Origin of the sequence: Acinetobacter marinus, from assembly GCF_900096915.1 — a bacterium.
In the GTDB taxonomy this organism is placed as follows: Bacteria; Pseudomonadota; Gammaproteobacteria; order Pseudomonadales; family Moraxellaceae; genus Acinetobacter; species Acinetobacter marinus.
In genome coordinates this window covers 378,626-404,642 of sequence record NZ_FMYK01000002.1, presented here as the reverse complement: position 1 = coordinate 404,642, position 26,017 = coordinate 378,626, and the positions used below count along the sequence as shown (strand labels likewise).

Here is a 26,017-nt window from a genome sequence, read left to right as displayed (position 1 = left end):
TTAATGGATTTTAGTATAAATGGTCGGAGCAGTAGGATTCGAACCTACGACCCCCTGGTCCCAAACCAGGTGCACTACCAGGCTGTGCTATGCTCCGAAACTGGTATGCTTCATCACTAAAGCATTTTAACACTTAAGAACTTGGGGTGAATGACGGGATTCGAACCCGCGACAACCGGAATCACAATCCGGGGCTCTACCAACTGAGCTACATCCACCATCACTTCTTAAATCATACAAGCCACCAAATGGCGCGCCTGACAGGATTCGAACCTGTGACCATCCGCTTAGAAGGCGGATGCTCTATCCAACTGAGCTACAGGCGCTTCACGGATGATACGTCGATCATGCGATATGTTCGCCGAATTGACTGACCAATAATTTTAATTTAGCAACAGGATTGCATCGATAAAAATAAATGGTCGGAGCAGTAGGATTCGAACCTACGACCCCCTGGTCCCAAACCAGGTGCACTACCAGGCTGTGCTATGCTCCGATCTCAGCTTTGCTATCGCACTCAGTGCGGTACGGAGTGCATTCTAGGCTTCGTACCGCCTCTCGTCAATAGCAAAGTTCAAAAAAGCACTGTATTTACAGTCGAATGTTTATTAAAAATACAAAACTATCGCTTCATATTCGCTGTAAAATCGAGCATGCGATCGAGTGGCAATTTAGCACGCACTCGTAACGCTTCATCAACGAAGATTTGCTGATCTTTATGCTGTAGCACATGCAAAATCGCATCCAGCTCATTCATTGCCATCCAAGGACAGTGTGCGCAGGAGCGACATGTCGCCCCCTCTCCTGCGGTTGGTGCTTCAATTAACTCTTTATCTGGTGCAGCTTGTTGCATCTTGTAGAAAATGCCCCGATCCGTCGCTACGATCATTTGTTTGTGCGGTAATGTTTGCGCTGCTTTGATCAATTGACTAGTACTACCGACCGCATCTGCAATATCAATCACCGACTCAGGCGACTCAGGATGCACCAGCACCGCTGCATCAGGATAAAGCGCTTTCATTTTGGCAATGCCACGTGAACGGAATTCTTCATGCACGATACATGAACCATCCCACAGCAACATTTCCGCACCTGTTTTCTTTTGAATATAGCGACCGAGATGTTGATCAGGCGCCCAAATGATTTTCTCACCCTGACTGTCCAAATGCTCAATGATTTCTACTGCACAGCTCGATGTCACCACCCAATCTGCTCGTGCTTTTACCGCAGCAGAAGTATTGGCATAGACTACGACGGTATGATCAGGATGCGCATCACAAAAAGTAGAGAACTCATCAATTGGACACCCCAAATCCAGCGAACAGGTTGCCTCAAGTGTTGGCATCAACACAGTTTTATTTGGTGAAAGAATTTTTGAGGTTTCCCCCATAAATTTCACCCCTGCCACCACCAAGGTTGTAGCAGGATGATCACGCCCAAAACGTGCCATTTCCAAGGAATCAGAAACACAACCACCTGTGAGCTCTGCCAGCTCTTGAATCTCAGGATCACAATAATAATGCGCTACAAGCACAGCATCTTGGCGCTTTAACTCATCTGCAATCAGTGCAAATTTATGCTGTTTTTCTTCTGACGAGAGAATATGTGCTTTGGGTTGTCCCAGTTGATCCAAATGTTGCTCTACGATTTTTTTCGCATCATTGGCAATCAAACTTTCGGTCATCGAGGTATCAATCCTATAAAATGGCGAGTGATCACTGAACTGACATTCACACAGAAGCTGTAAATATCAAAGCACACTTGGCTTAGGCTATTTCAAATAGAGGGTCGCAGTCAAAAACTGCATTAAATTCAGCAAGGAGCATAGCATAAATCATAAAAATCACGTTGATTTGTCACGATGCTTTTGCTGTATACGATATAAATATGATGTGTTTTGGCACAATTTCAAGTCAATATACTAAAATCATGACAGTACATCAGCGCAAATCTGCACGCCATTAAGAGCGATAATCCGCATTAATCTTGACATAATCGTATGAAAAATCACAGGTGTAGACCGTATCTTGTGCTGTACCACGACCTAAATCAATGCGAATGGTGAGCTCTTTTTGTTGCATCACCGCCGCACCCATCTCTTCTCGATAGTCAGGATTTGCACCACCATCCAAACAGATTTGCACATCATCGAGCCAAACTTGGACTTTTGAGCTATCTAGATTTGGCACACCCGCCTTACCAATTGCCATCACGATTCGCCCCCAGTTTGGATCAGCAGCGAACAATGCAGTTTTAATCAGCGGTGAATCCGCAACGCTATATGCCACATCACAGCACTCTTGGGTTTCCGCCCCACCTTCAACTTTGACCGTGATAAATTTGGTTGCACCCTCGCCATCACGAATGATCAACTGCGCCAAACGAAGCATAATCCGTGAAAGCACATCAAGTACGACTTGATAACGTGGATCGGTTTCCGATTCGATTGGCGTACCGCCCGCCTGACCTGTGGCAATAAAAATACAGGAGTCATTGGTCGAGGTATCACCATCTACCGTGATACGGTTAAAGGATTGCTCGACGGTTGTAGAAAGTAATTTTTGTACCAAGGCTTGGCTAATCGGCGCATCGGTCGCCACAAAGCTCAGCATGGTCGCCATATTTGGACGAATCATGCCTGCACCTTTGCTAATCCCAGTCATGGAATACATCACACCATCAAGTTCAAACTGTTCAGATGCGCCTTTTGGGGTGGTATCTGTGGTCATGATGCCATAGGCTGCATCTTCCCAACTGTCTGCATTTAAATTATCCAATGCAGGCTGAACACCTTGTAGCATGCGCTCAATCGGGAGTTGCTCACCAATTACCCCTGTAGAAAATGGCAAAATTTGGTTCGGTTCAACACCTGCCAGTTCAGCAAGTTTTTCACAAGTTTTCTGCGCATTCGTTAGACCCACTGTCCCCGTTGCAGCATTGGCATTGCCCGTATTAACAATCAAGAAGCGTGTGCTATTTTCCGCTAAATGCTGCTTCGACAAAATCACAGGCGCTGCAGCAAATGCACTTTGGGTAAATACACCAGCTACATTTGAACCTTCGGCAATTTCAAAGATGACCATATCTCGTCGATTGGCATAACGCACATATGCTTCACTGGTTCCAATCGTGAAACCCGCAATAGAATGCATTTTTGGAAAAGACACGTCACCAACTGCCATGAGAAATCGACCTTAAAAATATGATATGAGAGAAAATGTTCAGCGAATCGCTTTAAGAGCTTGGCTGACACTGATAGATTACAGGGTAATCCTCGATTTGGATAGTATGATCCAGCATCAAACTTTTCAATGTAGCGCTTTGCTCATTTTCGATCCACAGCAGACCTTGCTCGGGCTGTAGCCCTTGTTCACTACTATAATATTTTTGGCTTTTATCAGGCGCATCAAAAGTGGTTAAATCAAAAAGCTGATCACTGATTTTGAGACGGACGGTCTGCTCATCGAGCTGTTGTTTTTCAATACGCACTTGCTCATCGCATTGATAAATGACACTGTCAGGCTGTGGTTTGGCTTTTTGCAAGCGACTATCCATCTGCTGACACGCCAGTAGCATTGCACTACTGGCGATGATCATCGTCATTTTAAAAAAAGCCAAGAGCTGAACGACCTATTACACGTTGAAGTGATTCAAAAACAGCTTTATTGTGCAACAGGCTGTGTTGCAGGCGTAGTGCTTAGTGCAGTACCTGACGCCACTTGATTGCTTGGCATGTTTTGCTCTGCTCCGTTCGATTCAGGCATCGTCGGCGCTGTGGCTGGTGCAGACAATCCTGCTAAATCCAAGAGCTTTTGCTCTGCCTGTTGCTGACTTTCAGCCGAAATCATTGGGTTAGTCGCTTTGATTCGCCCGACATTTTGTACACTGATTGGTTTTAAGCCTTCAGTTTGAAAGATAATTTTTCGATTTGCAGGGTTGGTGACGGTGTAGCGCATGCCAGTTCTTGGGCTAACCATCACGGTATTTTGTCGATCTTGTACTGCTTGCACACTTGGCGCAGCTGTGGCTGCCTGAACTGTTGCCGCTTTGACAGTCAGTGGCGCTGCGTTATTAGGATCAGCAATCTCATTAGTGTTCACTGCATCATTCGCATAGCTCATACCAAATGGTAAAATCGTCGCCATGGCGATCAATAATGTTTTTAATTTCATCAGACTAACCTTTCTCACTTTTAACCCTACAACTTATCCATTCTTATCACACTTGATTATCATGAACAGTGCGATAACAACGCTAAATTTGAATTTGCCTTCCATGCCGTCGGCATCATCAACGCAATCCGTCTAAAACAACCCGAGGCGTTACGACCAATACCGAATGAAAACTCGCCATTATTAAAACATAAAAAAGGTAGCGCAATGGGCTACCTTTTTGTAACTCTTTAAATCTTGCCGTGACACTGCTTATATTTTAAGCCTGAACCACACGGACATGGCGCATTACGACTGGCTGGCGCTGGTATCTCTTGTAGCGGTTGATGGTCAGGATTGGCATCTTCAGTGACTTCACCGGTAATGCCATCCACATCATCATGCTCAAAGCTCAGCTCCATTCCCGCAGCCTGTTGCTGTTGTTGCGCTTCGAGCTCGGCGATTTCCTCTGGGCTCGGAATATGTACACGAGACAGATCTGCAACCACATCGGACTTGATCACGCCAAGCATGTTGACAAAAAGATTAAAGGCTTCTTTTTTGTATTCTTGCTCAGGGTTTTTCTGTGCATAACCACGCAAATGAATCCCTTGACGCAGATAGTCCATCGCCGCCAAATGATCTTTCCAGTGTTTATCCAAAGATTGCAACATGAAATGACGCTCAAGCATCGCTGCCGAGTCATCACCCATATTTTGGCGACGTTGTTGATAGCGTGATAGCACTTCATCCGTGATACGTTCGATCAAGCCTTCTTCATCTAGACGGCGATTGTCACGTAACCACTGTGAAACTGGCAAATCTACACCCATATCTTTACGCAGTGCATCTTCTAAACCATCAATATCCCATTGATCATGGATCGATTCTGGTGGAATGAAGTTACCGATCATACCTTTCATCACATCACGATGCATATCTTCAATGCCAGCTTGCAAGCTCGGCTCAGACAACACTTCATCACGTTGCGAGTAAATAATCTTACGTTGCTCATTGTTGACATCATCATATTTGAGCAAGTTTTTACGAATATCGAAGTTACGAGATTCGACTTTGCGCTGTGCATTTTCGATGGAGCGTGACACCATTTTGTGCTCAATCGCTTCATCTTCTTTCAGCCCCATGCTGCGCATCATCGCCACCACACGATCACCCGCAAAGATACGCATCAAGTCATCTTCAAGCGACAAGTAGAAACGGGATACACCAGGATCACCTTGACGACCTGCACGACCACGGAGCTGATTGTCAATACGGCGTGATTCATGGCGCTCAGAACCAATAATATGCAAACCACCTGAATCAAGTACCGCTTGGTTATTGTCACGCCACTCTGCAAGTAGACGTTGTTCATCGGCTTCGGTATGCTCTTCGATCTGCGCCAACTTGGCACGCCAGTTACCACCGAGCAAAATATCTGTACCACGACCCGCCATGTTAGTCGCGATGGTGACGGAGTTTGGACTACCCGCTTGGGCAATAATATCTGCTTCCCGCTCATGCTGTTTGGCATTCAACACTTCATGGCGAATGCCTGCGAGTGTGAGCTTATCCGATAAAATCTCACTGGCTTCGATGGTCGCTGTACCAATCAAAATCGGCGCAACACCCGCTTCACGAATCCGTGTAATCTCTTGAATAATGGCATTATATTTACCATCTTTGGTCAAATAGATCAGATCGTTTTGATCATTACGCACCATCGGACGATGGGTTGGAATAATCACTACATCTAGACCATAAATCTCTTTCATTTCCGCAGCTTCGGTATCTGCTGTCCCTGTCATCCCCGACAGTTTGCGATACAGACGGAAATAGTTTTGGAACGTGGTGGTCGCCATAGTTTGGTTTTCAGGCTGGACTTCCATACCTTCTTTGGCTTCGACCGCTTGGTGCAAACCCTCTGACCAACGACGCCCAGGCATGGTACGCCCAGTATTCTCATCGACAATAATCACTTCTTGCTTTTGTGAAGTCGGATTCAAGCCAATGATATAGTGCACGTTACGTTGATAAAGATAATGTGCACGAATCGCAGCGGTTGCATGGTGCAACAAATTCAAATTACTTGCAGAATATAAACTATCGCCCGCTTCGAGCAAGCCGAGCTGAATCAATTCATCTTCAATGGTTTCAAAACCAACTTCAGTGATTTCGATTTGACGTTGCTTTTCATCAATCCAGAAATGTCCGCCATCGGCTACTTTTTCTTCTTTTTGAGCATGCAACTTCGGTGGAATATTGTTGATCATCTGATATAGATGCGATGAATCTTCACTTTGACCCGAAATAATCAGCGGTGTACGTGCTTCATCAATCAAGATCGAATCGACCTCATCGATGATGGCATAGTGCAAGCCACGTTGCTTCTTCTCTTCCAGTGAAAACACCATGTTGTCACGCAAATAATCGAAACCGAACTCGTTATTGGTACCGTAAGTAATGTCGGATTGATATGCGTGGAATTTCTCCGTTGGCGCTTGCATCGAATAAATCGTACCAACACTCAATCCCAAAAACTCAAACAGCGGACGGTTTAACTCGGCATCACGCTGTGCCAAGTAATCATTGACCGTGATCACATGCACCCCATTGCCACTCAAGGCATTGAGATAACACGCCAGCGTTGCCATCAAGGTTTTACCCTCACCTGTACGCATCTCGGCAATTTTACCTTCATGCAAGGTCACACCACCGATCAACTGCACATCATAATGGCGCATGCCCATGACACGTTTTGACGCTTCACGACACACCGCAAACGCCTCAGGCATGAGTTTGTTTAAACTCTCACCTTTTTGGAAACGTTCTTTAAATTCTTGGGTTTTTGCAGTTAAGCCTGCATCGCTTAGACTGGATATCGACGGTTCTAGTGCGTTAATTTGTTCTACGATTTTACGCATTCTTTTGAGCTCTCGCTCATTTTTTGTACCGAAGATACCTCCGACCAGACTTGCCAACATGTATATAACTCTCTGTATCTGTTCAAGTTGTCATATTTAATGGTGATTCAGTTCGTGTTAAAACCAATGCGATGATCACCGAATCAAACCCAGACAACCTGTCTAGAAAATCTATGTATTTTCAAGAAAAACCTACGCATCGGATATTATGAGGACAGAAATTTCAAGTACAAGGGGTTTTCGCAATTTTTTCATCGAGTTTTGTGAATCGCAGCACTTCAAAACTTTACAAAACGCTACATCAACGCACCATCGTCGCAAATCGCTGACAAGCCTAGTGCGATCAATCATTTAAAAAGTATTATGAAATTTTCTGATAAAGAAATACAAAAACATCACTTTGCAATGATTTAGATTGGGTGCATATTATGTTTTATGCAGGCATTTGATGACCCTGCTGATGCGTTATATTGGAATGCGATATATTTGAAATAGATAAAGCAAAGCATAGAGGATAGAAAAATGAGTTTACGTCTTGGCGACACCGCACCTGATTTCCAACAAGATTCGAGCGAAGGGCAAATCAGTTTTTATGACTATCTCGGCGACAGTTGGGGGGTGTTGTTCTCACATCCAGCAGACTACACACCTGTATGTACCACTGAGCTGGGCTTTACCGCAAAACTGAAAGATGAGTTTGCCAAGCGTGGGGTCAAAGCGATTGCGCTGTCTGTGGATGATGTTGAGTCGCACAAAGGTTGGATCAATGACATTAATGAAACGCAAAATACCACGGTAAACTTCCCAATCTTGGCGGATGCAGACCGTAAAGTGTCTGAGTTATATGGCTTCATCCATCCAAACGCCAGCGAAACAGCGACTGTGCGCTCATTGGTCATTATTGATCCAAATAAAAAAGTGCGTTTGATCATTACCTATCCTGCATCAACAGGTCGTAACTTTAATGAAGTGCTGCGTGTGATTGATTCGTTGCAGTTGACCGATAACTATAAAGTCGCCACCCCTGCCAACTGGCAAGAAGGTGATGATGTGGTGATCGTGCCTTCAATCAAAGATGAGGCAGAATTGAATGAACGCTTCCCGAAAGGCTATAAAGCCGTAACGCCATATCTGCGCCTCACCCCACAGCCAAATAAGGACTAATGTAACGCTCTACAAGATACAGCCTGCATGTTTGTGGGCTGTTTTTCTTTGTCTGAATCATCCATCTATACTTAGGTAGTCTTTTCTTATTTCTCTTAATATGTTTTTACAATATGTATATGCACATCTTAAAAATCACATTGCTTTCGACAGTCTTACTCTTAAACGCTTGCGCACAACATCCAAGTATTGCGCCGAGTGAACGCCCAACACATTGGGGGCAAAGCGTAGATAACGACCAAAATTTATTTAAAATTAGCGAAACGCTCTATCGCAGTGAACAGCCACTTGCGGAGCAATCCGCACAACTGAAAGCGCTCGGTATTGACCGTATTATCAGCTTGCGTTCTCGCAACCAAACTGCCGAAGAATTTCACGATCAAGACTTTCTCTTGATTCATCAGCCGATTCACACTTGGGCGATTGATCGGAATGATGTACTTGCGGTGATGCGTCAGATTCAGGATGCGAAATCGCAAGGTCAGCAAGTATTAGTGCACTGTTATCACGGCTCAGACCGTACAGGAACAATGGTGGCGATGTATCGCATCTTGTTTGAACATTGGCAGATCGACGATGCAGTGAAAGAAATGAAATTTGGTGGTTATGGCTTTCATCCGATTTGGATCAATATTGACAAGCTCTTTACCCAAGACAATATTGATTGGTTAAAAGTGCAACTGAATACAGACAACCCATCCAAGTAATTCAGTAAACTAACGTAAAATTTTTAACCCCAAAAAAATGGCGCCATATGTGCGCCATTTTGATTTCACCACCATCTTATGCGATGAAAATTAAATTTATTTACAATTTTGACCTGAGCAATTAACCCTGTTCTAAGTCAATTCCTGCTGCTTTTGCGGCACGTGTCCCACCCATCAATACCACATATTCACGGGAATCATCAAAGCCTTCGAGTAGCTCTGCAGCACGTGGCGCTTTACTGCCTCCACCACACAAGATATACAGTGGCGTACCCGTTGGTACGTCTTGCAGTTGCTGGGCATCGATATGATCGATAGGTTGATTAACCGCCCCAGGCAAATGACCTTCGGCAAAAGATTTAGAATCACGTACATCCCAAATGATCGCACCTTCTGGACGGTCGAAGGTGGTAATTTCTTGCTTGCGGATCATTCTGCGCTCCTTTGATCAAAACACTTGGCAAAAACAGAAAACCCCCTTAGCATCTCAGTATTATTTCATGTTGTAAAGGTCTATTGTTATGCCATCTTTTGATATTGTTTCTGAATTAGAAATTTTTGAAGTGAACCATGCGGTGCAAAACACCCAAAAAGAAATTGCCACCCGTTTTGACTTCCGTGGACAAGACGTTTCGATTGAGCTCAATGAAAAATCCAAAGAGATCAAAATCTCCACAGAAAGCGACTTTCAGTGTGAGCAAGTCTATAGCATGCTGGAAAATCATTTCTTCAAACGCAAAGTCGACATCCAAGCCCTCGACCCGCAAAAGGCTGCTGCATCAGGCAAAAACTTCGTACAAGTGATCAAACTCAAAGATGGACTTGACTCAGATACCGCAAAAAAAATTAATAAAGCCATTAAAGAAAGTGGCATTAAAGTGCAATCTTCGATTCAAGGCGACAAGATTCGTGTCACCGATAAGAAACGTGATACCTTGCAAGGCTTGATGGCGTTCTTACGTGAACAGCAATTTGGCGTGCCGTTACAATTTAACAACTTCAAAGATTAATCCGAGATCCTTGTCGTAAGCTCCGAAACCATTCTCCATTTTTCTGATTTACAGGTGTCCTATGGCCAAACACAATCGCCTCTACAAAGTCGTGCAAGCGACCAGCAAACTCCCGCGTGCACTACGCACCACGATCTGGAGCAAAACTTTTGGTCGGATTGTGCCGATGGTCGGTACTGCCAATATTCGCTATCTCGAAGTAAGTAAAGAAAAAGTGGTGGTGCGCATCGAAAACCACCGCAATATGCAAAACCATATCAAAGGCGTGCATGCGGCAGCGATGGCGCTTTTGGCGGAAACCGCAACAGGCTTTGTCACAGGTTTGAATGTGCCTGACGATCGAATTTTATTGATCAAAACATTGCAGGTGGATTATCTCAAGGTTGCTTCAGGCGGCTTAACCGCTACGGCTACGTTGAGTGCGGAGCAACAGCAATTTATTTTGGATCATGAAAAAGGCGATTTGGACATTCCAATCCATGTCGTCGATGATGCGGGGCAAGCGCCGATTCAATGCAAAATGGTTTGGGCGTGGTTACCAAAAAAGAAAAAATCGGCTTAATGGTACTCGCTTCAACTTGATCTAAATCAGCGTATGATTTAAGACGGTTTCTTGCAAAGAAAAACCCATTCGGTGCAATACTGAATGGGTTTCTTCTAAACAACAATACCTTATGCGAATAATGCAGTAAAGTCTGAATCTAAATTATGCTTTACCATTGGCAGCATAGATTTTTTTAATGTCTTCTGAGATCGGTCGCTTCTGACCATTTTCATCCAGCGCAACAAAGGTAAATGTGCCTTCTGTTACTTTCGCCGTGCCTTCACGATGCGGGCTTTTGCTCCATACTTCGATATGCACTTGCATTGAGGTATTGCCGATACGAATGGTGTCGGTATAACAGGTAATCACATCACCGACTTTCACAGGCACCAAAAAGGTCATTTCATGAATCGAGATCGTTGCACAGCGCCCTTTGCTGATGCGCTCCGAGTGAATTGCACCAGCCAAATCCATTTGCGAGACTAACCACCCACCAAATACATCACCACTCCAATTGGTATCCGCTGGCATCGCAATGGTCTGTAGAGAGAGCGTGCCTTGGGGCTGTGTTGGGTCGAGCATGGTTTGCATAATTTGCCTATGAGCATAGAAATGAAGCGCAGATTATACACCAAAACCACTGATTTTAGGCTAAATTCCCTGATCTGCTCGCAGTAGGAAATCCCAGAAAACTAATTTAACTGGGCGTTTAGCCACGCTTGCATCTGTCCTGCATTCATCGCCCCTGCGGAACGAGCAAGCTGTGTGGTCTGCTTAAATAAAATCAGACTGGGAATACTGCGAATCTGAAAAAATTGGCTGAGTTTTGGCGCAGCTTCTGTATCGACTTTGGCAAACTGGACATTTTGATACTCACCCGCCAGTCGCTCGAAAGTTGGTGCCATCGCCTTGCATGGCCCGCACCACTCTGCCCAAAAATCCACCAAAACAGGCAATTCGGTATTGGGCACATACAACATAAAGTTGTCGTCATTGAGCGCAATCGGCTGACTCGACCACAGATCATGATCACATTGCCCGCACTGCGCCTCACTCACGGCAATGTCTTCAGGCAGATTATTTTTCTTAAAACAACTTGGACAGACCACGATCATTGATATTCTCCTGAGTTCAGCAAATTAGCCAATCGACGATGCGAAAAATATTTCATACAATTTCATATTTTTCTGCATGTTACATTATCTGCAAACTGATTTGATGCTCTTTATCCTAACATGAACTTAATGTGGTTTCGCACCGATTTGCGGCTTCATGATAATACCGCCCTCCATTTTGCACAAAACGAGAACGATTGTGTTGCGCTGTTTATCATTAGTCCTAAACAATGGAATTTGCACGATGATGCCGATTGCAAAGTGGATTTTTGGTTGCGCCAATTACAACAACTTTCTCAGGATTTAGCCGATCTGAATATACCGTTGCTGATTCAAACCTGTGAGTTGTGGGAAGATTGTGGCGATAAGATTTTAGCACTGTGTCAAAAGTACAATATCCAAAAAGTATTTTGCAATCAAGAATATGGACTTAATGAAATTCGTCGTGATCAAGCCGTTGCCAAACAACTCTCGAAGCATGACATAGACTTTGAAGCGCATCACGACCGTTTGTTATTTCCTGTTGGTTCAATCAAAAACCAATCCAATGAATATTACAAAGTCTTTGGCGCATTTAAGAAAATTTGCTATGAGCGCCTAGAGCATTTACAGCATCAGCTTACGCTTTATCCAAAACCAAAAAAGCAAAACAAATTAAATATTTCTTCTGACATGATCCCAAGTCGTATCGACGGCTTCGCCCCAGTGCCACAAAGTCGACAACAACAGTGGCAAGTCGGTGAGGCTGAAGCATGGCAGAGATTGGACAATTTTATCGATCAACACATTAACCAATATCACATCGAACGTGATTTTCCAGCATTGCACTCTACCAGCCAACTTTCCAGTGATTTGAATGCAGGGTTATTATCCATTCGGCAATGCATTAAAGCGGCGCAAATCAACACCGATGGCGACCTGCTCTCAGGTAATGAAGGTGTGCGTATTTGGCTTGATGAGTTGTTGTGGCGTGAATTTTATACGCATCTCCTCTACGGATTCCCAAAACTCAGCAAGCATCAACCTTTTAAAGACGAAACCAAAAACTTGCCTTGGCGAGATTGCGATGCAGATTTACGTGCATGGCAAAATGGTGAAACAGGCTTTCCCATCATTGATGCAGCGATGCGACAACTCAAACAGACAGGTTGGATGCACAATCGATTACGCATGATCGTGGCGATGTTTTTAACGAAGAATTTACTAATCGATTGGCGGGCGGGCGAACAATGGTTTATGCAACATCTGATTGATGGTGATCTCGCTGCCAACAATGGCGGATGGCAATGGAGCGCATCAACGGGTACAGACAGCGTGCCTTATTTTCGGATTTTCAATCCCATCACCCAGTCGAAGAAGTTTGATCCGCACGGCGAATTTATCCGAGCATGGTTGCCTGAGCTTGCCCATTTGGATGACAAAGCCATTCACGAGCCGTATAAACAAAATAAAACGGTCGTGGATTATCCAAAACCGATTGTCGACTTAAAACAGAGTCGACTAAGGGCATTGGAAGCGTTTCAAAACCTGTAAAGCAAGTAACATTCAGTTTGTAATTTTTTCAAAGGGTACGCACCTAAAAATTCACTTTATTTTCGATGAATGCTCAGTCCATATTGTGTAGTTGCTATTCAATCTCAATCGCCCTATGCTACTATGAATAAATAAAACGGAATTTATTCAGAAGTTTTAAGGACAACACTTTCAGGATATAAGGCAGACAATATGAGACCACTCAATCCTATTGATTTTATTTTTTTGTCTTTAGAAAAAAGACAGCAACCGATGCATGTCGGCGGATTATTTTTATTTAAATTACCTGAAAATTCACCAGCCAGTTTTATTCATGATTTGGTTCAAGATATTCGACGCTCAAAAGCACCACCTGTTGCACCATTTAACCAAGTCTTAAGTGGGCTATTTTGGGATGTCGACCAAGAGTTTGACTTAGACCATCATTTTCGCCATATTTCACTGCCTGCACCCGGTCGTATCCGTGAATTATTAACCTATATTTCTCAAGAGCATAGCTCGCTGATTGATCGTGCTAAACCGCTGTGGACTTGTCATATTATCGAAGGGATTGAAGGCAATCGCTTTGCCATGTATTTTAAAATCCATCATGCGATGATTGATGGCGTGGCAGGCATGCGTCTGATCGAAAAATCTTTATCAAAATCGCCTCATGAGACCATTGTCCCGCCGTGGAGCGTCCGCAATAATCAACTCAAACGTCCTGAGCCAAAACCAGTCAATACCATCAAAACCATTGCCAAATTTGCAAAATCGCAAATGCAAGCAGCGCCGATTGTATCAAAAGAACTCTTCAACGCATTTACCAAAGAGCGTGGTAAAAATCCAGACTATGTGTCAACTTCACAGGCCCCTGCATCGATTTTGAATCAACGGGTTAGCGCATCACGCCGTTTTGCGGCACAGTCTTTTGATTTGCAACGCTTTCGTGATATAGCAACCTGCTTGCACACTACAATTAATGATGTGGTGCTTGCCGTGTGTGCTGGAGCGATTCGCTCTTACCTGCTGTCGATCAATCAACTGCCAAAACGTCCATTGATTGCGATGGTTCCCGCATCATTGCGCTCAGATGATTCGAGCACGGGCAATAACATCACTATGATTCTGGCGAATCTTGCGACTCACAAAGCCAGTCCACTTGATCGTATTGCCATCATTCAACGTAGTATGCAAAATGCCAAAGACCGCTTTAAACGCATGACCACACAGCAGATCTTTAATTATAGTGCATTGGTTTACGGTCCTGCGGGTGCCAACATGTTGTCAGGCCTTATGCCGAAGAATCAAGCATTCAACCTCGTGATTTCGAACGTACCTGGGCCAAAAGATCCTTTATATTGGAATGGTGCAGTACTTGATGCGCTGTATCCCGTCTCTATCGTCTTAGATGGACAGGCGCTAAATATCACCATGACCAGCTATCTGGATAAATTGGAAGTAGGTTTGACCGCCTGTCGTCAAACTTTGCCAAGTATGCAAAACTTATTGGCACTGCTTGAAGATGAAATTCAGACCTTTGAGCAACTGTGTCAGATTAGTTATCAAACTGAGCTGAAAACCACCGCCTGATGATAGTGAACGCAAAAAGTAACGCCAGTCTTAGACTGGCGTTACTTTTTTAACTTCATTTTGTGGAGATTTTATGGAGAAGAATTTAACCCAAATCATTGCCACAGACGATCAATCATCATCCTGATAAAACTTTTGAAATTGTATTATTGAGAAACGTATTGCAGGAGAAAAATTAAAAATATACAACCAGTCAAAAGTATTATTTACGGCAACGAGATAACAATTGATGACATGCCATCTGAATCATCTCTCTAGTCACACGGACTTCTTCACCCGAATCAGAGACCATATAGCAACGGTTTACACGTGTCATTTCAATCGCCGTTGCACCAGTTTTTAAAAGCGTTTTAGTTGCACCCATAGTATTCACCTCTTTGGCTTTCAGTTGAACTTCTGGATCAAAATGATCAATCTTTGGCATCTGCAAAAGTTCAATTGTTGGCTATATTGACGATGATTCAAGTATTATCGAGCGGTGCAAAAAAGTAAAACTCCAGTTGTAACAAACGATTATCGCAATTTGTTACAGCTTGGTAGTTTTTGCTAACTCAAGATAATATCGTACTGCTCTTGGGTGTATAAATTTTCGACTTGGAATTTGATCACACGATCGATAAAGTGCTCCAAATCCGCTACAGCAGAGGCTTCTGTCGTGAGCAAGCGATCAATCACCAGCGGATGCGCCACAATGGTATAGGCATGTTGCGACTGGTAAGCTCTTGCAAATCGCATGATCTCTCGAAAGATTTCGTAACACACTGTCTCTGCGGTTTTGACGTAACCTCGCCCCTGACAGGTCGGACACGACTCACAAAGCAAGTGCTCTAATGATTCTCGTGTGCGTTTGCGGGTCATTTCGACCAATCCCAGTTCAGAGACTTGGGTAATTTTCGTCTTGGCATGATCTCTTTCGAGCATTTTTTCAAGCAGACGCATCACTTCATCACGATGTGCTTGTTCCTGCATGTCGATAAAATCAATGATGATGATCCCGCCGAGATTACGCAAGCGCAACTGACGTACGATGACTTGTGTGGCTTCGAGGTTGGTTTTAAAGACCGTGTCCTCAAGGGTACGCCCGCCAACATAAGAACCTGTATTGACGTCAATCGTGGTCATGGCTTCGGTCTGATCAATCATCAGATAACCACCTGACTTCAAATCAACACGGGTTTTTAAGGCTTTTTGCAGATCGTCTTCGACGTTATAGAGTTCAAAAAGCGGTTTTTCACCGGGATAATGGTTGAGCCGCCCTTGCATGGTGGGCACAAATTTTTCAATAAAATCTTGTAGCTTCGTGTGGATCTCACGTGAATCGACATAGATTTTATGGGTTTCAGTATTGGCAAGGTCACGGATCACCCGCTCAGGCAGTGGCAATTCCTCAAAAATCAGCGCCGTGGCATCAACTTCTTTTTGTTTCTTTTGAATAAATTTCCACAGCTTTGCCAAATACGCCATGTCTTGGCTGAGCGCTTGTTCGGTCACGCCTTCTGCTGCAGTACGCACGATCACACTCCCAGGGAGCTGATGTTCGGCTTGCAAGCGATCAATCATGTCACGTAAACGCTCACGTTCTTCTTCAATTTCAATCTTTTGCGAAACACCCGTGTGATTACCAAAGGGCATAAACACCAGATAACGTGAAGGAATCGATAAGTCGGTGGTGAGGCGTGCACCTTTACTGCCGAGCATATCTTTCATCACTTGTACCAACACCACTTGCCCCGGATGTAGCATTTCAAAGATATTTGGTGCAGCTTGGGTGCGAGGCCAAACCATATCATTTAAGTGCAAAAAAGCAGTCCGAGACTGCCCAATTTCAACAAATGCTGCTTGCATCCCTGGCAATACACGCACAATTTTACCATTGTAAATGTTGCCAACTAGACCACGCTTGACCGTTCGCTCTACGAACAATTCATTCACTGTGCCATTTTCGATGAGCGCCACACGGCATTCCATCGGGGTAATATTAATCAGTAACTCTTCCGCCATACCCAACCTAAAACTTAAAAATAAAATCTGTTCAATCTGTTGTTGCGCTTACGCCAAGGAGTGCTCAAGCAACTGCAAAGTCTCGAAAAGTGGCAATCCCACCACATTACTATAGCTTCCCTCAATCCGAGTCACCCAAGCCGCGGCTCGTCCTTGGATGGCATAGCCTGCCGCTTTATCACAAGGTTCGCCCGTTTGCCAGTATTGGCGCATTTCAGCATCATCTAATACTTTAAAATAAACTAAGGTGCTGACGGTGTCATGCCAAATTTTGTTTTCTTTGGCAATAACCACTGTGGTTTTCACCACATGATCACGACCAGAAAGCTGTCGCCACATGCGTAGCGCATCATGTTCATCCATCGGCTTGGTGAATATCTGCTGATCTACACCCACCGTCGTATCGGCTGCAATCACCGTCGCATCGGGGAATTGGCTTAAAATCGCTTGGGCTTTGGCTATTGCCACACGTTTGACATAGTGTTCAATATGCTCGCCAGCAAATTGCGTCTCATCGACATCAGCAGGTGCAACATCAAATGTAACACCCACTTGTTCTAATAATTCTTTGCGTCGAGGTGATGCCGAAGCAAGGATTATACGGCTCGCCATTTTTTCAATCCCCAATACACCACAGGCCAGAGGATTGCACTGCTGAGTAGCGCCTGCCAATGCCGTATCAAGCCGATTTCATTACCCGCCATCACCAATAATAACCACAACATCAGCAAATGAAAGACGATGGCAATCACGGCAATCACCCATAGATTGGCTTGCGTCATGATGCGTTTATCTCGAGTGAAATAACGGGCAAAAAAAGCGATCATGACGAAACTCAGCGCATTAACACCCAGCGGATTTTCCATCAACAAATCAGTAAAAATGCCGACAATAAATGCAAACCACACCCCACACCACGCTGGTTGGCACATCACCCAAAATAACATCACCAACAGCATGACACTCGGGCGCCAACCACTGAGAAAATAAGACACAGGATAGACCGTAAATACCGAAGCAATCACCACCGAAATGATAATGGCGACTAAAGGATCACGACTTTGGAAATTTTCTTTTTTAGCGAGCTGCATTGGGCTGCTCCTGCGTCAGTGCTTGAGAAAATAGCACCACCACATTATGTCCGCTGGAAAGCTGTGCCGCAGGTTTCACCAAAATCTGCGCAAATTCTCCCGAATGCTGACGTTGTACTTTTTTCACGGTACCCACCAGATAGCCCGCAGGATAACGTTCACCAAGCCCTGAGCTATACACCAAATCACCGACTTTGACATCAGCACTGGTCGGCACATATTGCATCTCTAGCTCGCCATAGTCACCTTTGCCCGAGATGATCGAGCGCATACCTGTCCGATCAATCCGCACCGAGAGCGCACTTTCTTTATCAGAGAGCAACATCACCCGTGAACTGTGCGGATAGACGGCGATGATCTGGCCCATGATGCCTTGATCATCAAGTACAGTTTGCCCTTCTTGCAGTTGGTCACTGCTACCTTTATTGATGATGATGATGTGATTTAACGGGTTGGGATCCACGCCAATGATTTCTGTGATCAACATGCGCCCATCGATAATCAATGGCGTATCGACCAGACCACGTAAGCGGGTATTTTCAGCGGACAATTCAGAGAGTTTTTGCAATCGAACTTTGGCTTGGGACAGCTCGGCTCGTAGTGCAATATTTTCACGGCGTAGACTTTGTTCAGATTTGAGTTGCAACTTCATCCAATCGCCTGAAAGCACAGGATAATTGGCTACAGCATAGATCGGAAAGTAGGCCGCTTTGAGCACATCTCGAACAGGTTGAATCACCTGTGGAAAGCGCCAATTGATAAACATGGTGACAAAGCACAACATCACCGCAAGCACAAAAGAACGAACAGACGGTGGCTGTCTGGTAATAATCGTTTGCACCGTCTAGTCCTTATCCTTATGTGAAGAAAAACAATGAATGATTGGCTCAATGAATCATTCGATGAATGACTGATTCTATTGATAGTTGATTTTACTAATCAATCATTCAATAAATAGCATTTCATGGTTTGGATTATCAAAGTAATCCAACACCTTACCGCCACCACGAGCAACACAGGTCAGTGGATCTTCAGCCACGACAACAGGCAAACCTGTTTCTTGCGCAAGCAATTTATCCAAATTACGCAGTAATGCACCGCCACCCGTCAACACGATACCACGCTCTGCAATGTCCGAAGATAGCTCTGGCGGGGTTTGCTCAAGCGCAGTTTTCACCGCACTGACGATGCTTTGCAGTGGATCAGAAATCGCTGATAACACTTCATCAGAATTCATCACAAATGAACGTGGCACACCTTCTGCCAAGTTACGTCCACGAATCTCAATTTCTTCAGCTTTGCCATCGTTATATGCCATACCGACTTCTTTTTTGATGCGCTCCGCCGTGGTTTCACCGATCACACAGCCATGCGCCTTACGGGCATAGTTGATAATGTGTTCATCAAACATATCACCACCGACACGCAGTGAATCCGCATAGACGCAGCCTTGCAGTGAAATAATGGCGATTTCAGTGGTACCACCACCGATATCCACCACCATCGAACCACAGGCTTGCTCAACAGGCATACCCGCACCGATCGCCGCAGCCATTGGCTCTTCGATCAAACGCACTTCTTGCGCACCTGCGTTATAGACTGCTTCACGGATCACACGACGTTCAACCAAAGTTGATTTACACGGCACACAGACCACCACTTTCGGGTGGTTTGGCAACAAGCCACGTTCATTGACCTTGGTAATAAACTGATGCAACATGGTTTCGGTAACTTCGATGTCGGCAATCACCCCGTCTTTCATCGGACGAATCGCCGAAATATTGGCAGGAGTACGACCAAGCATTTGTTTGGCATCTTCACCCACAGCCGCCACGATCTTTTGTGAGCCACTTTGACGGATCGCCACAACGGTTGGTTCATTTAAAATAATGCCACGTTCAGGTGCATAGATCAGTGTATTGGCAGTCCCAAGATCAATGGCTAAATTCGGTGAGAACCAGCCAAAAATGCGTTTCATAAAAATCACGAGTGTTCTCTGTGTAATCAGGTGAAGATTCAAGATGGCAACTTTAACGAAATGTGATGCTTTGAACAAGTCAATCGCTTATTATAACGCACGATAATTTGATTTTTTTTGATAACGGATAAGGTGAACACATGTCTGCTGACAATGCAAAACATGATCATGATCTCAATGCCGAAACAGTTTCTGCGATTGCAAACCTTGCACGCCTTTCGCTAGACGACTCGCAATGTGTTGATTATGCACAAAGTTTAAATAAAATTCTGGAAATGATGGACACTATGAAAGGCATTGATACCGACGGTATCGAGCCACTGAAAAGCCCATTTGATCATCCACAACCACTGCGTGACGATATCGTCAGCGAAAGCAACCAGCGTGCGCAATATCAGGCTGTCGCACCTGAAACACAAGATGGGTTGTATGTGGTGCCTCGAGTGATTGAATAATTTTTCAACATTCAATCTTTCACGACTGCCAGATGTGGCATGCGCCATTTTCCAAGAATAACTGCACAGATTAATTTGTTATGACCGATTTACATCGTTTCTCTATCCGAGCGCTCTCCGAAGGACTTGCCCAAGCCAAGTTTTCCTCTCGTGAGCTAACCCAACATTATCTTGACCGTATTGCCAAAATTGACAGCCAAGTCAAAGCCTATGTCACCGTGACTGCTGAACAAGCACTTGCCCAAGCCGATGCCGCCGATACGCTGCGTCAAACTGGCAATGCCACTGCGCTAACTGGTATCCCGATTGCGCATAAAGACATTTTCTGCACCCAAGGCATCAAAACCACTGCGGGCTCTAAAATACTGGATAACTTCATCTCGCCCTATGACGCCACCGTAGTTGCCAAAGGCAAAGATGCTGGCTTAGTCACGCTAGGTAAAGTCAATATGGATGAGTTCGCCATGGGCTCGACCAGTGAGTCGTCATACTTTGGTGCAACCAAAAACCCGTGGGCGCTTGATCATGTGCCGGGTGGCTCATCAGGTGGTTCGGCTGCGGTGATTGCGGCCGATCTGGCACCGTTTGCTACGGGTACAGATACAGGCGGTTCAATTCGTCAGCCTGCATCATTTTGCGGACTGACAGGTCTCAAACCAACCTATGGTCGTGTTTCTCGTTTTGGTATGATCGCTTATGCCTCATCGCTTGATCAAGGCGGGCCAATGGCACGTTCAGCCGAAGACTGCGCCTATTTGATGAATGTGATGGCTGGACACGATGCCAAAGACTCTACATCAATGGAAAAATCGGTTGATGACTATGTGGCAAACCTGAATAGCACCGCTTTAAAAGGTTTACGCATTGGTATTCCAAAGCAATATTTCAATGTCGATGGCTTGGCGAGTGATGTCAAAGCGCGTGTTGAAGAGTCCTTGAAAAAGCTAGAAGAACTTGGCGCCATCTTGGCTGAGATCGACCTCAACATGACCGAAGCCTACGTGCCGACTTATTATTTGATTGCTCCTGCTGAAGCGTCTTCAAACTTGTCACGCTATGACGGTGTGCGCTACGGCTATCGCTGTGACGAACCGAAAGACATTCTCGATCTATATAAACGCTCTCGTTCGGAAGGCTTTGGTGCAGAAGTACAACGCCGTATTTTGATTGGTACTTATGCCCTATCAGCAGGCTACTACGATGCTTACTATGTCAAAGCGCAAAAAGTCCGTCGCTTAATTCAACAAGATTTCTTAAAAGCCTTTGAAAATGTCGATGTGATCGCAGCACCATCTGCGCCAACCACCGCCTATAAAATCGGTGCGGATTTGACTCCTGTTGAAATGTATCTCGGTGATATTTATACCATTGCGGTGAATTTGGCAGGTCTTCCTGCGATCAATGCACCAGTTGGTTTTGATCAAAATCAACTTCCAGTCGGTTTGCAATTGATTGGGAACTATTGGTCAGAGTCGCAGCTCCTTTCCATCGTCCATCAATATCAACAACACACCGACTTCCACACCCAACGTGCGGCGATTGCTGAGGAGAATGCATAATGGCTCAAGTTCAGAACAAGCCTAAATCAAATCTCATTGACGGCTGGGAAGTGGTGATCGGGATTGAGATTCACACGCAACTGGCGACCAATTCAAAAATTTTCTCTGGCTCATCCACCGAGTTTGGTCAAGACCCAAACACCCAAGCCAGCCTTGTTGATTTAGCCATGCCGGGTGTGCTTCCTGTACTGAATAAAGAAGTGGTCAATCTCGCCATTCGTTTTGGTTTAGGGATTGATGCCTATATCGACCAAGCCTCTGTGTTTGCCCGTAAAAACTATTTCTACCCTGATTCACCGAAAGGCTATCAAATCAGCCAAATGGACAATCCGATCGTTGGCAAAGGTCACATCGACATTCAGCTTGAAGATGGCACAGTGAAGCGCATTGGCGTCACTCGTGCACATTTGGAAGAAGATGCAGGCAAATCGATTCACGATGCGATTGACGGCATGTCAGGCATTGACCTCAATCGTGCAGGCACGCCGTTACTTGAAATCGTTTCTGAGCCTGATATGCGTTCGGTCGAAGAAGCTGTTGCCTATGTTAAAGCAATTCACACCCTTGTGCGCTGGCTTGGTATCTCGGACGGCAACATGGCAGAAGGCTCGTTCCGTGCCGACTGTAACGTGTCGCTTCGCCGTCCAAATGAGCCGTTTGGCACACGTTGTGAACTGAAAAATATCAACTCGTTCCGCTTCATTGAACAAGCCATCAATGTGGAAATCGAACGTCAAATGGAAATATTGGAATACGGCGGTAGCATCGACCAAGAAACTCGCCTATTCGATCCAAACAAGATGGAAACTCGCTCAATGCGCTCCAAAGAGGAAGCCAACGACTACCGTTACTTCCCTGATCCAGACTTGTTGCCTGTGGTGATCGCAGATGCGCAAATCGAAGCGATCAAATCGGAAATGCCTGAATTGCCTGCGGCACGTCGTGAACGCTTTGTCAGTGAATTTGCTGTGACTGAGTACGATGCGCATGTGTTGACACTATCTCGTGAAATGGCAGATTTCTACGAAGCTGTGGTTGCCTCATCAGGCGGTGCGAAGCAAGGTAAAGTCGCTGCCAACTGGGTCATGGGCGAATTCTCAGGTGCGCTCAACAAAGCAGGCTTAGAGCTGAGCGAATCACCTGTATCTGCCGAGCAACTCGGTGGCATGATCGCACGCATCGTCGACAATACCATCAGCGGTAAGATCGCCAAGCAAGTGTTTGGCTATATGTGGGACGAAGGCAAGACTGCCGATGTGATCATTGCAGAAAAAGGCTTGAAACAAGAAACCGATACAGGGGCGATCGAAGCGATCATCAAAGACGTGTTGGCTGCCAATGAAAAGATGGTTGAGGAATATAAATCTGGTAAAGACAAAGCCTTTAACGGTTTGGTCGGTCAGGTGATGAAAGCCTCTAAAGGCAAAGCCAATCCTGCACAGGTCAATGAGTTGATGAAAAAATTGATTGGTTGAAAATAATCATGACCTGATAAAACGATCAGGTTTTGAGAATAAAACCCCATAAGTTGAATGCAATTTATGGGGTTTTTCATTGGGTTTCATTTTGGGCTAGACAGAATCGTTTCAAAAATTTTATAAAAAAATTAAGCACAGATAGATCAATATATTAGATAAATTACAAATCAAATTTTCACCGTGAATTCGCTGTCAGCCACCGATTTATTGATCTTTGCCTCTCTAACCATGAACAAAGCATGAATCTTACCTTACATAATCACGCCCAAACTCTGCTTTAACTGATTTTTAAAGGCGTCATGATGGGGACGATTGTTTTAAGAGGAATCGACATGGGCAAAATCAAATTATTCGTTGCAGGGGTGATGGTGATCACTACGCTCGCAACTTCAGGCTGTATGCTACTTGATCCATTTTGGTGGGGCGGTGGCGGTCATAGTGATGGCGGAGGTCGTGGTGGTGATCACGGCGGTGGCGGCGACCATGGTGAAGGTGGCGGTCCGCGCTAAGTTTGAAACAACCTTTCCCCAGCATAGTTGTTGGGGAAAGGTCTTAGGTTTCTAAGAATTTACTCGGTAGAATTAGTCGCTAATTAGTTGACATTATGTTATAAAAAACTCACTTAATGTGAGATTTTTATGCATAAGCTATTCTCTTTAGATCATATACAAGATGTCGGACTTAGTGGATGGGTCATTGGTTTAATTGCACTAGTTATTCCATTATTTATTTCGATTTTTCGAAAATTTAAAAATAGAAAAAGCGTGCTAAGGAAGCAAATTTACAAGCAACTTCAACCTTTGTGGGAACGTAACTATCAAATTTTTATTGAATATGGCCCACACGAAAGTAATGATGCATTTTACGATTTAGAAGGTAACTCAACTGATGAATGGCGCAAAAAAGTTAAAGAAATAATGCTGCCTAATCATCAAAAAATTAGAGATATATGTTCTGATAACATCTTACTTATGACTGAAGAAGAACGTAACTTATTTCATGAATATGAAGACCATGTTACGGACTTCAAATCCTGTCATGAATTAAACTTCTTACCTAATCGAACATTCCCCCAAAATATAGTTCAAATTTTTAAGGATTAAATGATGGCTTGGTTGAAAAGCTTAAGGGCTCATGAAAATGTTGAAACTGTTAATAAAGAAGGTAATCTTATTAAAATAAGTACGAAAGATAATCGACCTGAACTATTATCTCTTTCTAACTTTAATGAAAAATTAACAGGAAAAATGCTTCAAACCCTCTTAAATACTTATACTTTTGATTTTTTACTGTGTAATAAGAAAAATTTCTTCCTAGATGAGGACGCTATTCGATTATTAAAAGAAAATAATATTAGTTATGGTACAAGTAGTGATTTATTTAGGTTGTTAAATGATACAAAAACCGCCTATTCAAATTTCATTAACAAAGATTCTGAATACATCATGAAGAATTTAGGAAATAATTTTAACGTTAAAAGCTATCAACTCACATCTAACAGAAAAGTTTCTGTTAAACGTCATAATGGTCGAGATATTACCTTTGTATTTATTAATGAATATGCCATTACACAAGAAAGAATAAATGAAATTCATGAGCTTTATGCACCATTTGATTTTGTTCTTGCTGCGAATCCAAATGCACATTGGAGAGACTACACTTATCGTGGTCATGGAGTAAAAATTGGATTATGGGCTGCACTTTTTTCTTTTTTAGAAAATCCAAGTTCATAAATGTTCGAAATTACCAATTTACTCAACCAAGTTCAAATATTAAAAATTGATTGTAGTATCTATTTATTCGGCTCCTACTTATATAGTGAAACTTGGGCTGATCTTGATGCCCTCATAATTTATAAGGATTATGAGGACGTTTCTATAATAAAAAATGTCTTTTCAAAATCCTTTTTAAATACACCTCTAGATCTAATTTTCATGACAAAGGAAGAAGAAATTTTCTTTAACTTTATTAACCGAACTAATGCTCGAAAAATATTTCCTAAAAATACTTATTAATATTCAAGACAACCATTAAAAACTGCTCCATTATCACCAATCTCCAAAACTTAGTACACATTCAGCTATCAAAGTCCTTTTTATGGTGACTGCTAATATCCCTCATCCCCGCCTTATCCCAATGGGAGAAGGAGCTTTCATCTCAGATCAAATATCGCAATCAATTTGACAATGAATATCCCCTCTCCTTGAGGAGAGGGTTAGGGTGAGGTAAAATAACAAGTATCATCCCATTAATCCCCATTTAAAATACCCAACTGATCCCACATTTCAGGTGTCAAAAACGTCGCCACCAACTTATTCAAATCCACATAACGCAGCACACCTTGCAACTGCCCATTGACCTCAGGATTTTTGAGTATCTCCTCACCAGTGATCTGCCCAAGCTCTTGGAAACTCTGCCCCACAGCCTGTATTCCCTCCGCTTGAATCACCGCTTTGGTCTGCGCCGAACATTGCTCCACCAAGATACGCTGTAAGACTTGCGCCACATTTTGGTCGAGCTGAGTGCGCTGTGCATCGGTGACTTGACCATATGCCTTGAGGTCAGGATGTGCCGATAGCGCTGCGAAAGTCCATTGCAATACCGTGGTTTTGTCCGATGCTGTGGTCGATTTCACCAAACAATCACTGAGTTGATCGACACTCGGACTTGCCACGCTAAACTGCGCCACACCGAGCAATGCACCGAACATGAGCGCACGGGGCAAGCGCAAAAAC

The 26,017-nt window shown here is 44.1% G+C and carries 27 protein-coding genes and 4 tRNA genes; 12 read left to right on the top strand and 19 right to left on the bottom strand.

Annotated elements, in window-relative coordinates; translation table 11 throughout:
* Positions 1-20 precede the first annotated feature (20 nt).
* The 9 genes from BLQ60_RS05335 to secA all read right to left on the bottom strand — a co-directional run bounded on the left by BLQ60_RS05335 (position 21) and on the right by secA (position 7,135).
* Positions 21-97: transfer RNA gene (locus BLQ60_RS05335), tRNA-Pro, on the bottom strand.
* A gap of 45 nt (positions 98-142) precedes the next feature.
* Positions 143-218, bottom strand: a tRNA-His gene (locus BLQ60_RS05330).
* Positions 219-249: 31 nt separating this feature from the next.
* Positions 250-326: transfer RNA gene (locus BLQ60_RS05325), tRNA-Arg, on the bottom strand.
* 93 nt (positions 327-419) lie between these two features.
* A tRNA-Pro gene (locus BLQ60_RS05320) sits at positions 420-496 on the bottom strand.
* A gap of 126 nt (positions 497-622) precedes the next feature.
* On the bottom strand, positions 623-1,684 hold the full coding sequence (gene nadA, locus BLQ60_RS05315) for a quinolinate synthase NadA (protein ID WP_092617029.1): 1,062 nt from the start codon (positions 1,682-1,684) through the stop codon (positions 623-625).
* Positions 1,685-1,961: 277 nt separating this feature from the next.
* The gene (gene argJ, locus BLQ60_RS05310) at positions 1,962-3,182 is read right to left on the bottom strand and encodes a bifunctional glutamate N-acetyltransferase/amino-acid acetyltransferase ArgJ (protein WP_092617026.1); all 1,221 of its coding nucleotides are present in this window, start codon (positions 3,180-3,182) and stop codon (positions 1,962-1,964) included.
* A gap of 52 nt (positions 3,183-3,234) precedes the next feature.
* Entirely contained in the window at positions 3,235-3,603 is a 369-nt protein-coding gene (locus BLQ60_RS05305) for a hypothetical protein (RefSeq protein WP_092617023.1), read from the bottom strand.
* A 59-nt stretch (positions 3,604-3,662) separates the two neighbouring features.
* Entirely contained in the window at positions 3,663-4,172 is a 510-nt protein-coding gene (locus BLQ60_RS05300; protein ID WP_092617020.1) for a hypothetical protein, read from the bottom strand.
* 230 nt (positions 4,173-4,402) lie between these two features.
* On the bottom strand, positions 4,403-7,135 hold the full coding sequence (secA, locus tag BLQ60_RS05295; RefSeq protein ID WP_092617017.1) for a preprotein translocase subunit SecA: 2,733 nt from the start codon (positions 7,133-7,135) through the stop codon (positions 4,403-4,405).
* A gap of 462 nt (positions 7,136-7,597) precedes the next feature.
* Between secA and BLQ60_RS05290 the strand changes: the two genes are divergently transcribed.
* Positions 7,598-8,239, top strand: coding sequence for a peroxiredoxin (locus tag BLQ60_RS05290; RefSeq protein WP_092617014.1), 642 nt, complete (start codon positions 7,598-7,600; stop codon positions 8,237-8,239).
* Positions 8,240-8,352: 113 nt separating this feature from the next.
* Complete coding sequence (locus tag BLQ60_RS05285) at positions 8,353-8,946, top strand: dual specificity protein phosphatase family protein (protein ID WP_092617011.1); 594 nt, start codon at positions 8,353-8,355, stop codon at positions 8,944-8,946.
* A gap of 121 nt (positions 8,947-9,067) precedes the next feature.
* Here the strand turns inward: BLQ60_RS05285 and BLQ60_RS05280 are convergent, their stop codons facing one another.
* A complete protein-coding gene (locus tag BLQ60_RS05280; RefSeq protein WP_092617008.1) occupies positions 9,068-9,379 on the bottom strand; it encodes a rhodanese-like domain-containing protein in 312 nt (103 codons plus the stop codon).
* 88 nt (positions 9,380-9,467) lie between these two features.
* Here BLQ60_RS05280 and BLQ60_RS05275 point away from each other — a divergent pair, with 88 nt between their 5' ends.
* Together BLQ60_RS05275 and BLQ60_RS05270 are read left to right on the top strand one after the other, a co-directional pair.
* Positions 9,468-9,956 (top strand): YajQ family cyclic di-GMP-binding protein, encoded by a 489-nt coding sequence (locus tag BLQ60_RS05275; protein ID WP_092617005.1) that lies wholly within the window; start codon positions 9,468-9,470, stop codon positions 9,954-9,956.
* A gap of 61 nt (positions 9,957-10,017) precedes the next feature.
* Positions 10,018-10,518, top strand: coding sequence for a DUF4442 domain-containing protein (locus BLQ60_RS05270; RefSeq protein WP_092617002.1), 501 nt, complete (start codon positions 10,018-10,020; stop codon positions 10,516-10,518).
* Between the two features lie 144 nt (positions 10,519-10,662).
* On the opposite strand, the gene BLQ60_RS05265 is transcribed toward BLQ60_RS05270, so the two are convergent.
* Positions 10,663-11,082, bottom strand: a complete 420-nt coding sequence (locus tag BLQ60_RS05265) for an acyl-CoA thioesterase (protein ID WP_092617435.1) — start codon at positions 11,080-11,082, stop codon at positions 10,663-10,665.
* Positions 11,083-11,192: 110 nt separating this feature from the next.
* Positions 11,193-11,615, bottom strand: a complete 423-nt coding sequence (trxC, locus tag BLQ60_RS05260) for a thioredoxin TrxC (protein WP_092616999.1) — start codon at positions 11,613-11,615, stop codon at positions 11,193-11,195.
* A 120-nt stretch (positions 11,616-11,735) separates the two neighbouring features.
* Between trxC and phrB the strand changes: the two genes are divergently transcribed.
* Both phrB and BLQ60_RS05250 read left to right on the top strand, forming a co-directional pair.
* Positions 11,736-13,148 (top strand): deoxyribodipyrimidine photo-lyase, encoded by a 1,413-nt coding sequence (gene phrB, locus BLQ60_RS05255; protein ID WP_092616997.1) that lies wholly within the window; start codon positions 11,736-11,738, stop codon positions 13,146-13,148.
* Positions 13,149-13,340: 192 nt separating this feature from the next.
* A complete protein-coding gene (locus tag BLQ60_RS05250) occupies positions 13,341-14,720 on the top strand; it encodes a WS/DGAT/MGAT family O-acyltransferase (RefSeq protein WP_092616994.1) in 1,380 nt (459 codons plus the stop codon).
* Between the two features lie 202 nt (positions 14,721-14,922).
* Here BLQ60_RS05250 and BLQ60_RS05245 read toward each other — a convergent pair whose 3' ends face one another.
* The 6 genes from BLQ60_RS05245 to BLQ60_RS05220 all read right to left on the bottom strand — a co-directional run bounded on the left by BLQ60_RS05245 (position 14,923) and on the right by BLQ60_RS05220 (position 19,790).
* Complete coding sequence (locus BLQ60_RS05245) at positions 14,923-15,144, bottom strand: PA1571 family protein (protein ID WP_092616991.1); 222 nt, start codon at positions 15,142-15,144, stop codon at positions 14,923-14,925.
* 122 nt (positions 15,145-15,266) lie between these two features.
* Positions 15,267-16,721, bottom strand: a complete 1,455-nt coding sequence (rng, locus tag BLQ60_RS05240; RefSeq protein ID WP_092616988.1) for a ribonuclease G — start codon at positions 16,719-16,721, stop codon at positions 15,267-15,269.
* Positions 16,722-16,769: 48 nt separating this feature from the next.
* Positions 16,770-17,333 (bottom strand): Maf family protein, encoded by a 564-nt coding sequence (locus BLQ60_RS05235; protein WP_092616985.1) that lies wholly within the window; start codon positions 17,331-17,333, stop codon positions 16,770-16,772.
* Positions 17,318-17,812: a rod shape-determining protein MreD gene (gene mreD, locus BLQ60_RS05230; protein WP_092616982.1), complete on the bottom strand. Its 495-nt coding sequence runs from the start codon at positions 17,810-17,812 to the stop codon at positions 17,318-17,320. The genes BLQ60_RS05235 and mreD overlap by 16 nt, the downstream gene beginning before the upstream one ends.
* A complete protein-coding gene (gene mreC, locus BLQ60_RS05225; protein WP_244515973.1) occupies positions 17,799-18,596 on the bottom strand; it encodes a rod shape-determining protein MreC in 798 nt (265 codons plus the stop codon). The genes mreD and mreC overlap by 14 nt, the downstream gene beginning before the upstream one ends.
* Before the next feature lie 159 nt (positions 18,597-18,755).
* Entirely contained in the window at positions 18,756-19,790 is a 1,035-nt protein-coding gene (locus tag BLQ60_RS05220) for a rod shape-determining protein (protein ID WP_244515963.1), read from the bottom strand.
* Positions 19,791-19,930: 140 nt separating this feature from the next.
* Between BLQ60_RS05220 and gatC the strand changes: the two genes are divergently transcribed.
* The 6 genes from gatC (at position 19,931) to BLQ60_RS05195 (ending at position 25,015) form a co-directional block, all read left to right on the top strand.
* Positions 19,931-20,245, top strand: coding sequence for an Asp-tRNA(Asn)/Glu-tRNA(Gln) amidotransferase subunit GatC (gatC, locus tag BLQ60_RS05215; protein WP_092616975.1), 315 nt, complete (start codon positions 19,931-19,933; stop codon positions 20,243-20,245).
* A gap of 80 nt (positions 20,246-20,325) precedes the next feature.
* Entirely contained in the window at positions 20,326-21,804 is a 1,479-nt protein-coding gene (gene gatA / locus BLQ60_RS05210) for an Asp-tRNA(Asn)/Glu-tRNA(Gln) amidotransferase subunit GatA (protein ID WP_092616972.1), read from the top strand.
* Positions 21,804-23,279, top strand: coding sequence for an Asp-tRNA(Asn)/Glu-tRNA(Gln) amidotransferase subunit GatB (gene gatB, locus BLQ60_RS05205; protein WP_092616969.1), 1,476 nt, complete (start codon positions 21,804-21,806; stop codon positions 23,277-23,279). The genes gatA and gatB overlap by 1 nt, the downstream gene beginning before the upstream one ends.
* Before the next feature lie 335 nt (positions 23,280-23,614).
* Positions 23,615-23,791, top strand: a complete 177-nt coding sequence (locus tag BLQ60_RS14030; protein WP_171259052.1) for a hypothetical protein — start codon at positions 23,615-23,617, stop codon at positions 23,789-23,791.
* A gap of 129 nt (positions 23,792-23,920) precedes the next feature.
* Entirely contained in the window at positions 23,921-24,385 is a 465-nt protein-coding gene (locus BLQ60_RS05200) for a hypothetical protein (RefSeq protein WP_092616967.1), read from the top strand.
* A 3-nt stretch (positions 24,386-24,388) separates the two neighbouring features.
* Entirely contained in the window at positions 24,389-25,015 is a 627-nt protein-coding gene (locus BLQ60_RS05195) for a hypothetical protein (protein WP_143005185.1), read from the top strand.
* Positions 25,016-25,530: 515 nt separating this feature from the next.
* Here the strand turns inward: BLQ60_RS05195 and BLQ60_RS05185 are convergent.
* Positions 25,531-25,992, bottom strand: a complete 462-nt coding sequence (locus BLQ60_RS05185; RefSeq protein ID WP_092617429.1) for a hypothetical protein — start codon at positions 25,990-25,992, stop codon at positions 25,531-25,533.
* Between the last annotated feature and the right edge of the window lie 25 nt (positions 25,993-26,017).

Excerpts from the sequence above, each read along its gene's own strand:
- secA (WP_092617017.1), bottom strand. The coding sequence starts at position 7,135 with ATGTTGGCAAGTCTGGTCGGAGGTATCTTCGGTACAAAAAATGAGCGA.
- BLQ60_RS05275 (WP_092617005.1), top strand. The coding sequence starts at position 9,468 with ATGCCATCTTTTGATATTGTTTCTGAATTAGAAATTTTTGAAGTGAAC.
- mreC (WP_244515973.1), bottom strand. The coding sequence starts at position 18,596 with ATGTTGTGCTTTGTCACCATGTTTATCAATTGGCGCTTTCCACAGGTG.
- BLQ60_RS05195 (WP_143005185.1), top strand. The coding sequence starts at position 24,389 with ATGGCTTGGTTGAAAAGCTTAAGGGCTCATGAAAATGTTGAAACTGTT.
- argJ (WP_092617026.1), bottom strand. The coding sequence starts at position 3,182 with ATGGCAGTTGGTGACGTGTCTTTTCCAAAAATGCATTCTATTGCGGGT.
- BLQ60_RS05285 (WP_092617011.1), top strand. The coding sequence starts at position 8,353 with ATGTATATGCACATCTTAAAAATCACATTGCTTTCGACAGTCTTACTC.
- mreD (WP_092616982.1), bottom strand. The coding sequence starts at position 17,812 with ATGCAGCTCGCTAAAAAAGAAAATTTCCAAAGTCGTGATCCTTTAGTC.
- BLQ60_RS14030 (WP_171259052.1), top strand. The coding sequence starts at position 23,615 with ATGGGCAAAATCAAATTATTCGTTGCAGGGGTGATGGTGATCACTACG.
- BLQ60_RS05245 (WP_092616991.1), bottom strand. The coding sequence starts at position 15,144 with ATGCCAAAGATTGATCATTTTGATCCAGAAGTTCAACTGAAAGCCAAA.
- gatB (WP_092616969.1), top strand. The coding sequence starts at position 21,804 with ATGGCTCAAGTTCAGAACAAGCCTAAATCAAATCTCATTGACGGCTGG.
- BLQ60_RS05290 (WP_092617014.1), top strand. The coding sequence starts at position 7,598 with ATGAGTTTACGTCTTGGCGACACCGCACCTGATTTCCAACAAGATTCG.
- nadA (WP_092617029.1), bottom strand. The coding sequence starts at position 1,684 with ATGACCGAAAGTTTGATTGCCAATGATGCGAAAAAAATCGTAGAGCAA.
- BLQ60_RS05270 (WP_092617002.1), top strand. The coding sequence starts at position 10,018 with ATGGCCAAACACAATCGCCTCTACAAAGTCGTGCAAGCGACCAGCAAA.
- BLQ60_RS05200 (WP_092616967.1), top strand. The coding sequence starts at position 23,921 with ATGCATAAGCTATTCTCTTTAGATCATATACAAGATGTCGGACTTAGT.
- BLQ60_RS05235 (WP_092616985.1), bottom strand. The coding sequence starts at position 17,333 with ATGGCGAGCCGTATAATCCTTGCTTCGGCATCACCTCGACGCAAAGAA.
- BLQ60_RS05185 (WP_092617429.1), bottom strand. The coding sequence starts at position 25,992 with ATGTTCGGTGCATTGCTCGGTGTGGCGCAGTTTAGCGTGGCAAGTCCG.
- gatA (WP_092616972.1), top strand. The coding sequence starts at position 20,326 with ATGACCGATTTACATCGTTTCTCTATCCGAGCGCTCTCCGAAGGACTT.
- BLQ60_RS05250 (WP_092616994.1), top strand. The coding sequence starts at position 13,341 with ATGAGACCACTCAATCCTATTGATTTTATTTTTTTGTCTTTAGAAAAA.
- rng (WP_092616988.1), bottom strand. The coding sequence starts at position 16,721 with ATGGCGGAAGAGTTACTGATTAATATTACCCCGATGGAATGCCGTGTG.
- BLQ60_RS05265 (WP_092617435.1), bottom strand. The coding sequence starts at position 11,082 with ATGCTCGACCCAACACAGCCCCAAGGCACGCTCTCTCTACAGACCATT.
- BLQ60_RS05280 (WP_092617008.1), bottom strand. The coding sequence starts at position 9,379 with ATGATCCGCAAGCAAGAAATTACCACCTTCGACCGTCCAGAAGGTGCG.
- BLQ60_RS05220 (WP_244515963.1), bottom strand. The coding sequence starts at position 19,790 with ATGAAACGCATTTTTGGCTGGTTCTCACCGAATTTAGCCATTGATCTT.
- BLQ60_RS05305 (WP_092617023.1), bottom strand. The coding sequence starts at position 3,603 with ATGACGATGATCATCGCCAGTAGTGCAATGCTACTGGCGTGTCAGCAG.
- trxC (WP_092616999.1), bottom strand. The coding sequence starts at position 11,615 with ATGATCGTGGTCTGTCCAAGTTGTTTTAAGAAAAATAATCTGCCTGAA.
- gatC (WP_092616975.1), top strand. The coding sequence starts at position 19,931 with ATGTCTGCTGACAATGCAAAACATGATCATGATCTCAATGCCGAAACA.
- phrB (WP_092616997.1), top strand. The coding sequence starts at position 11,736 with ATGAACTTAATGTGGTTTCGCACCGATTTGCGGCTTCATGATAATACC.
- BLQ60_RS05300 (WP_092617020.1), bottom strand. The coding sequence starts at position 4,172 with ATGAAATTAAAAACATTATTGATCGCCATGGCGACGATTTTACCATTT.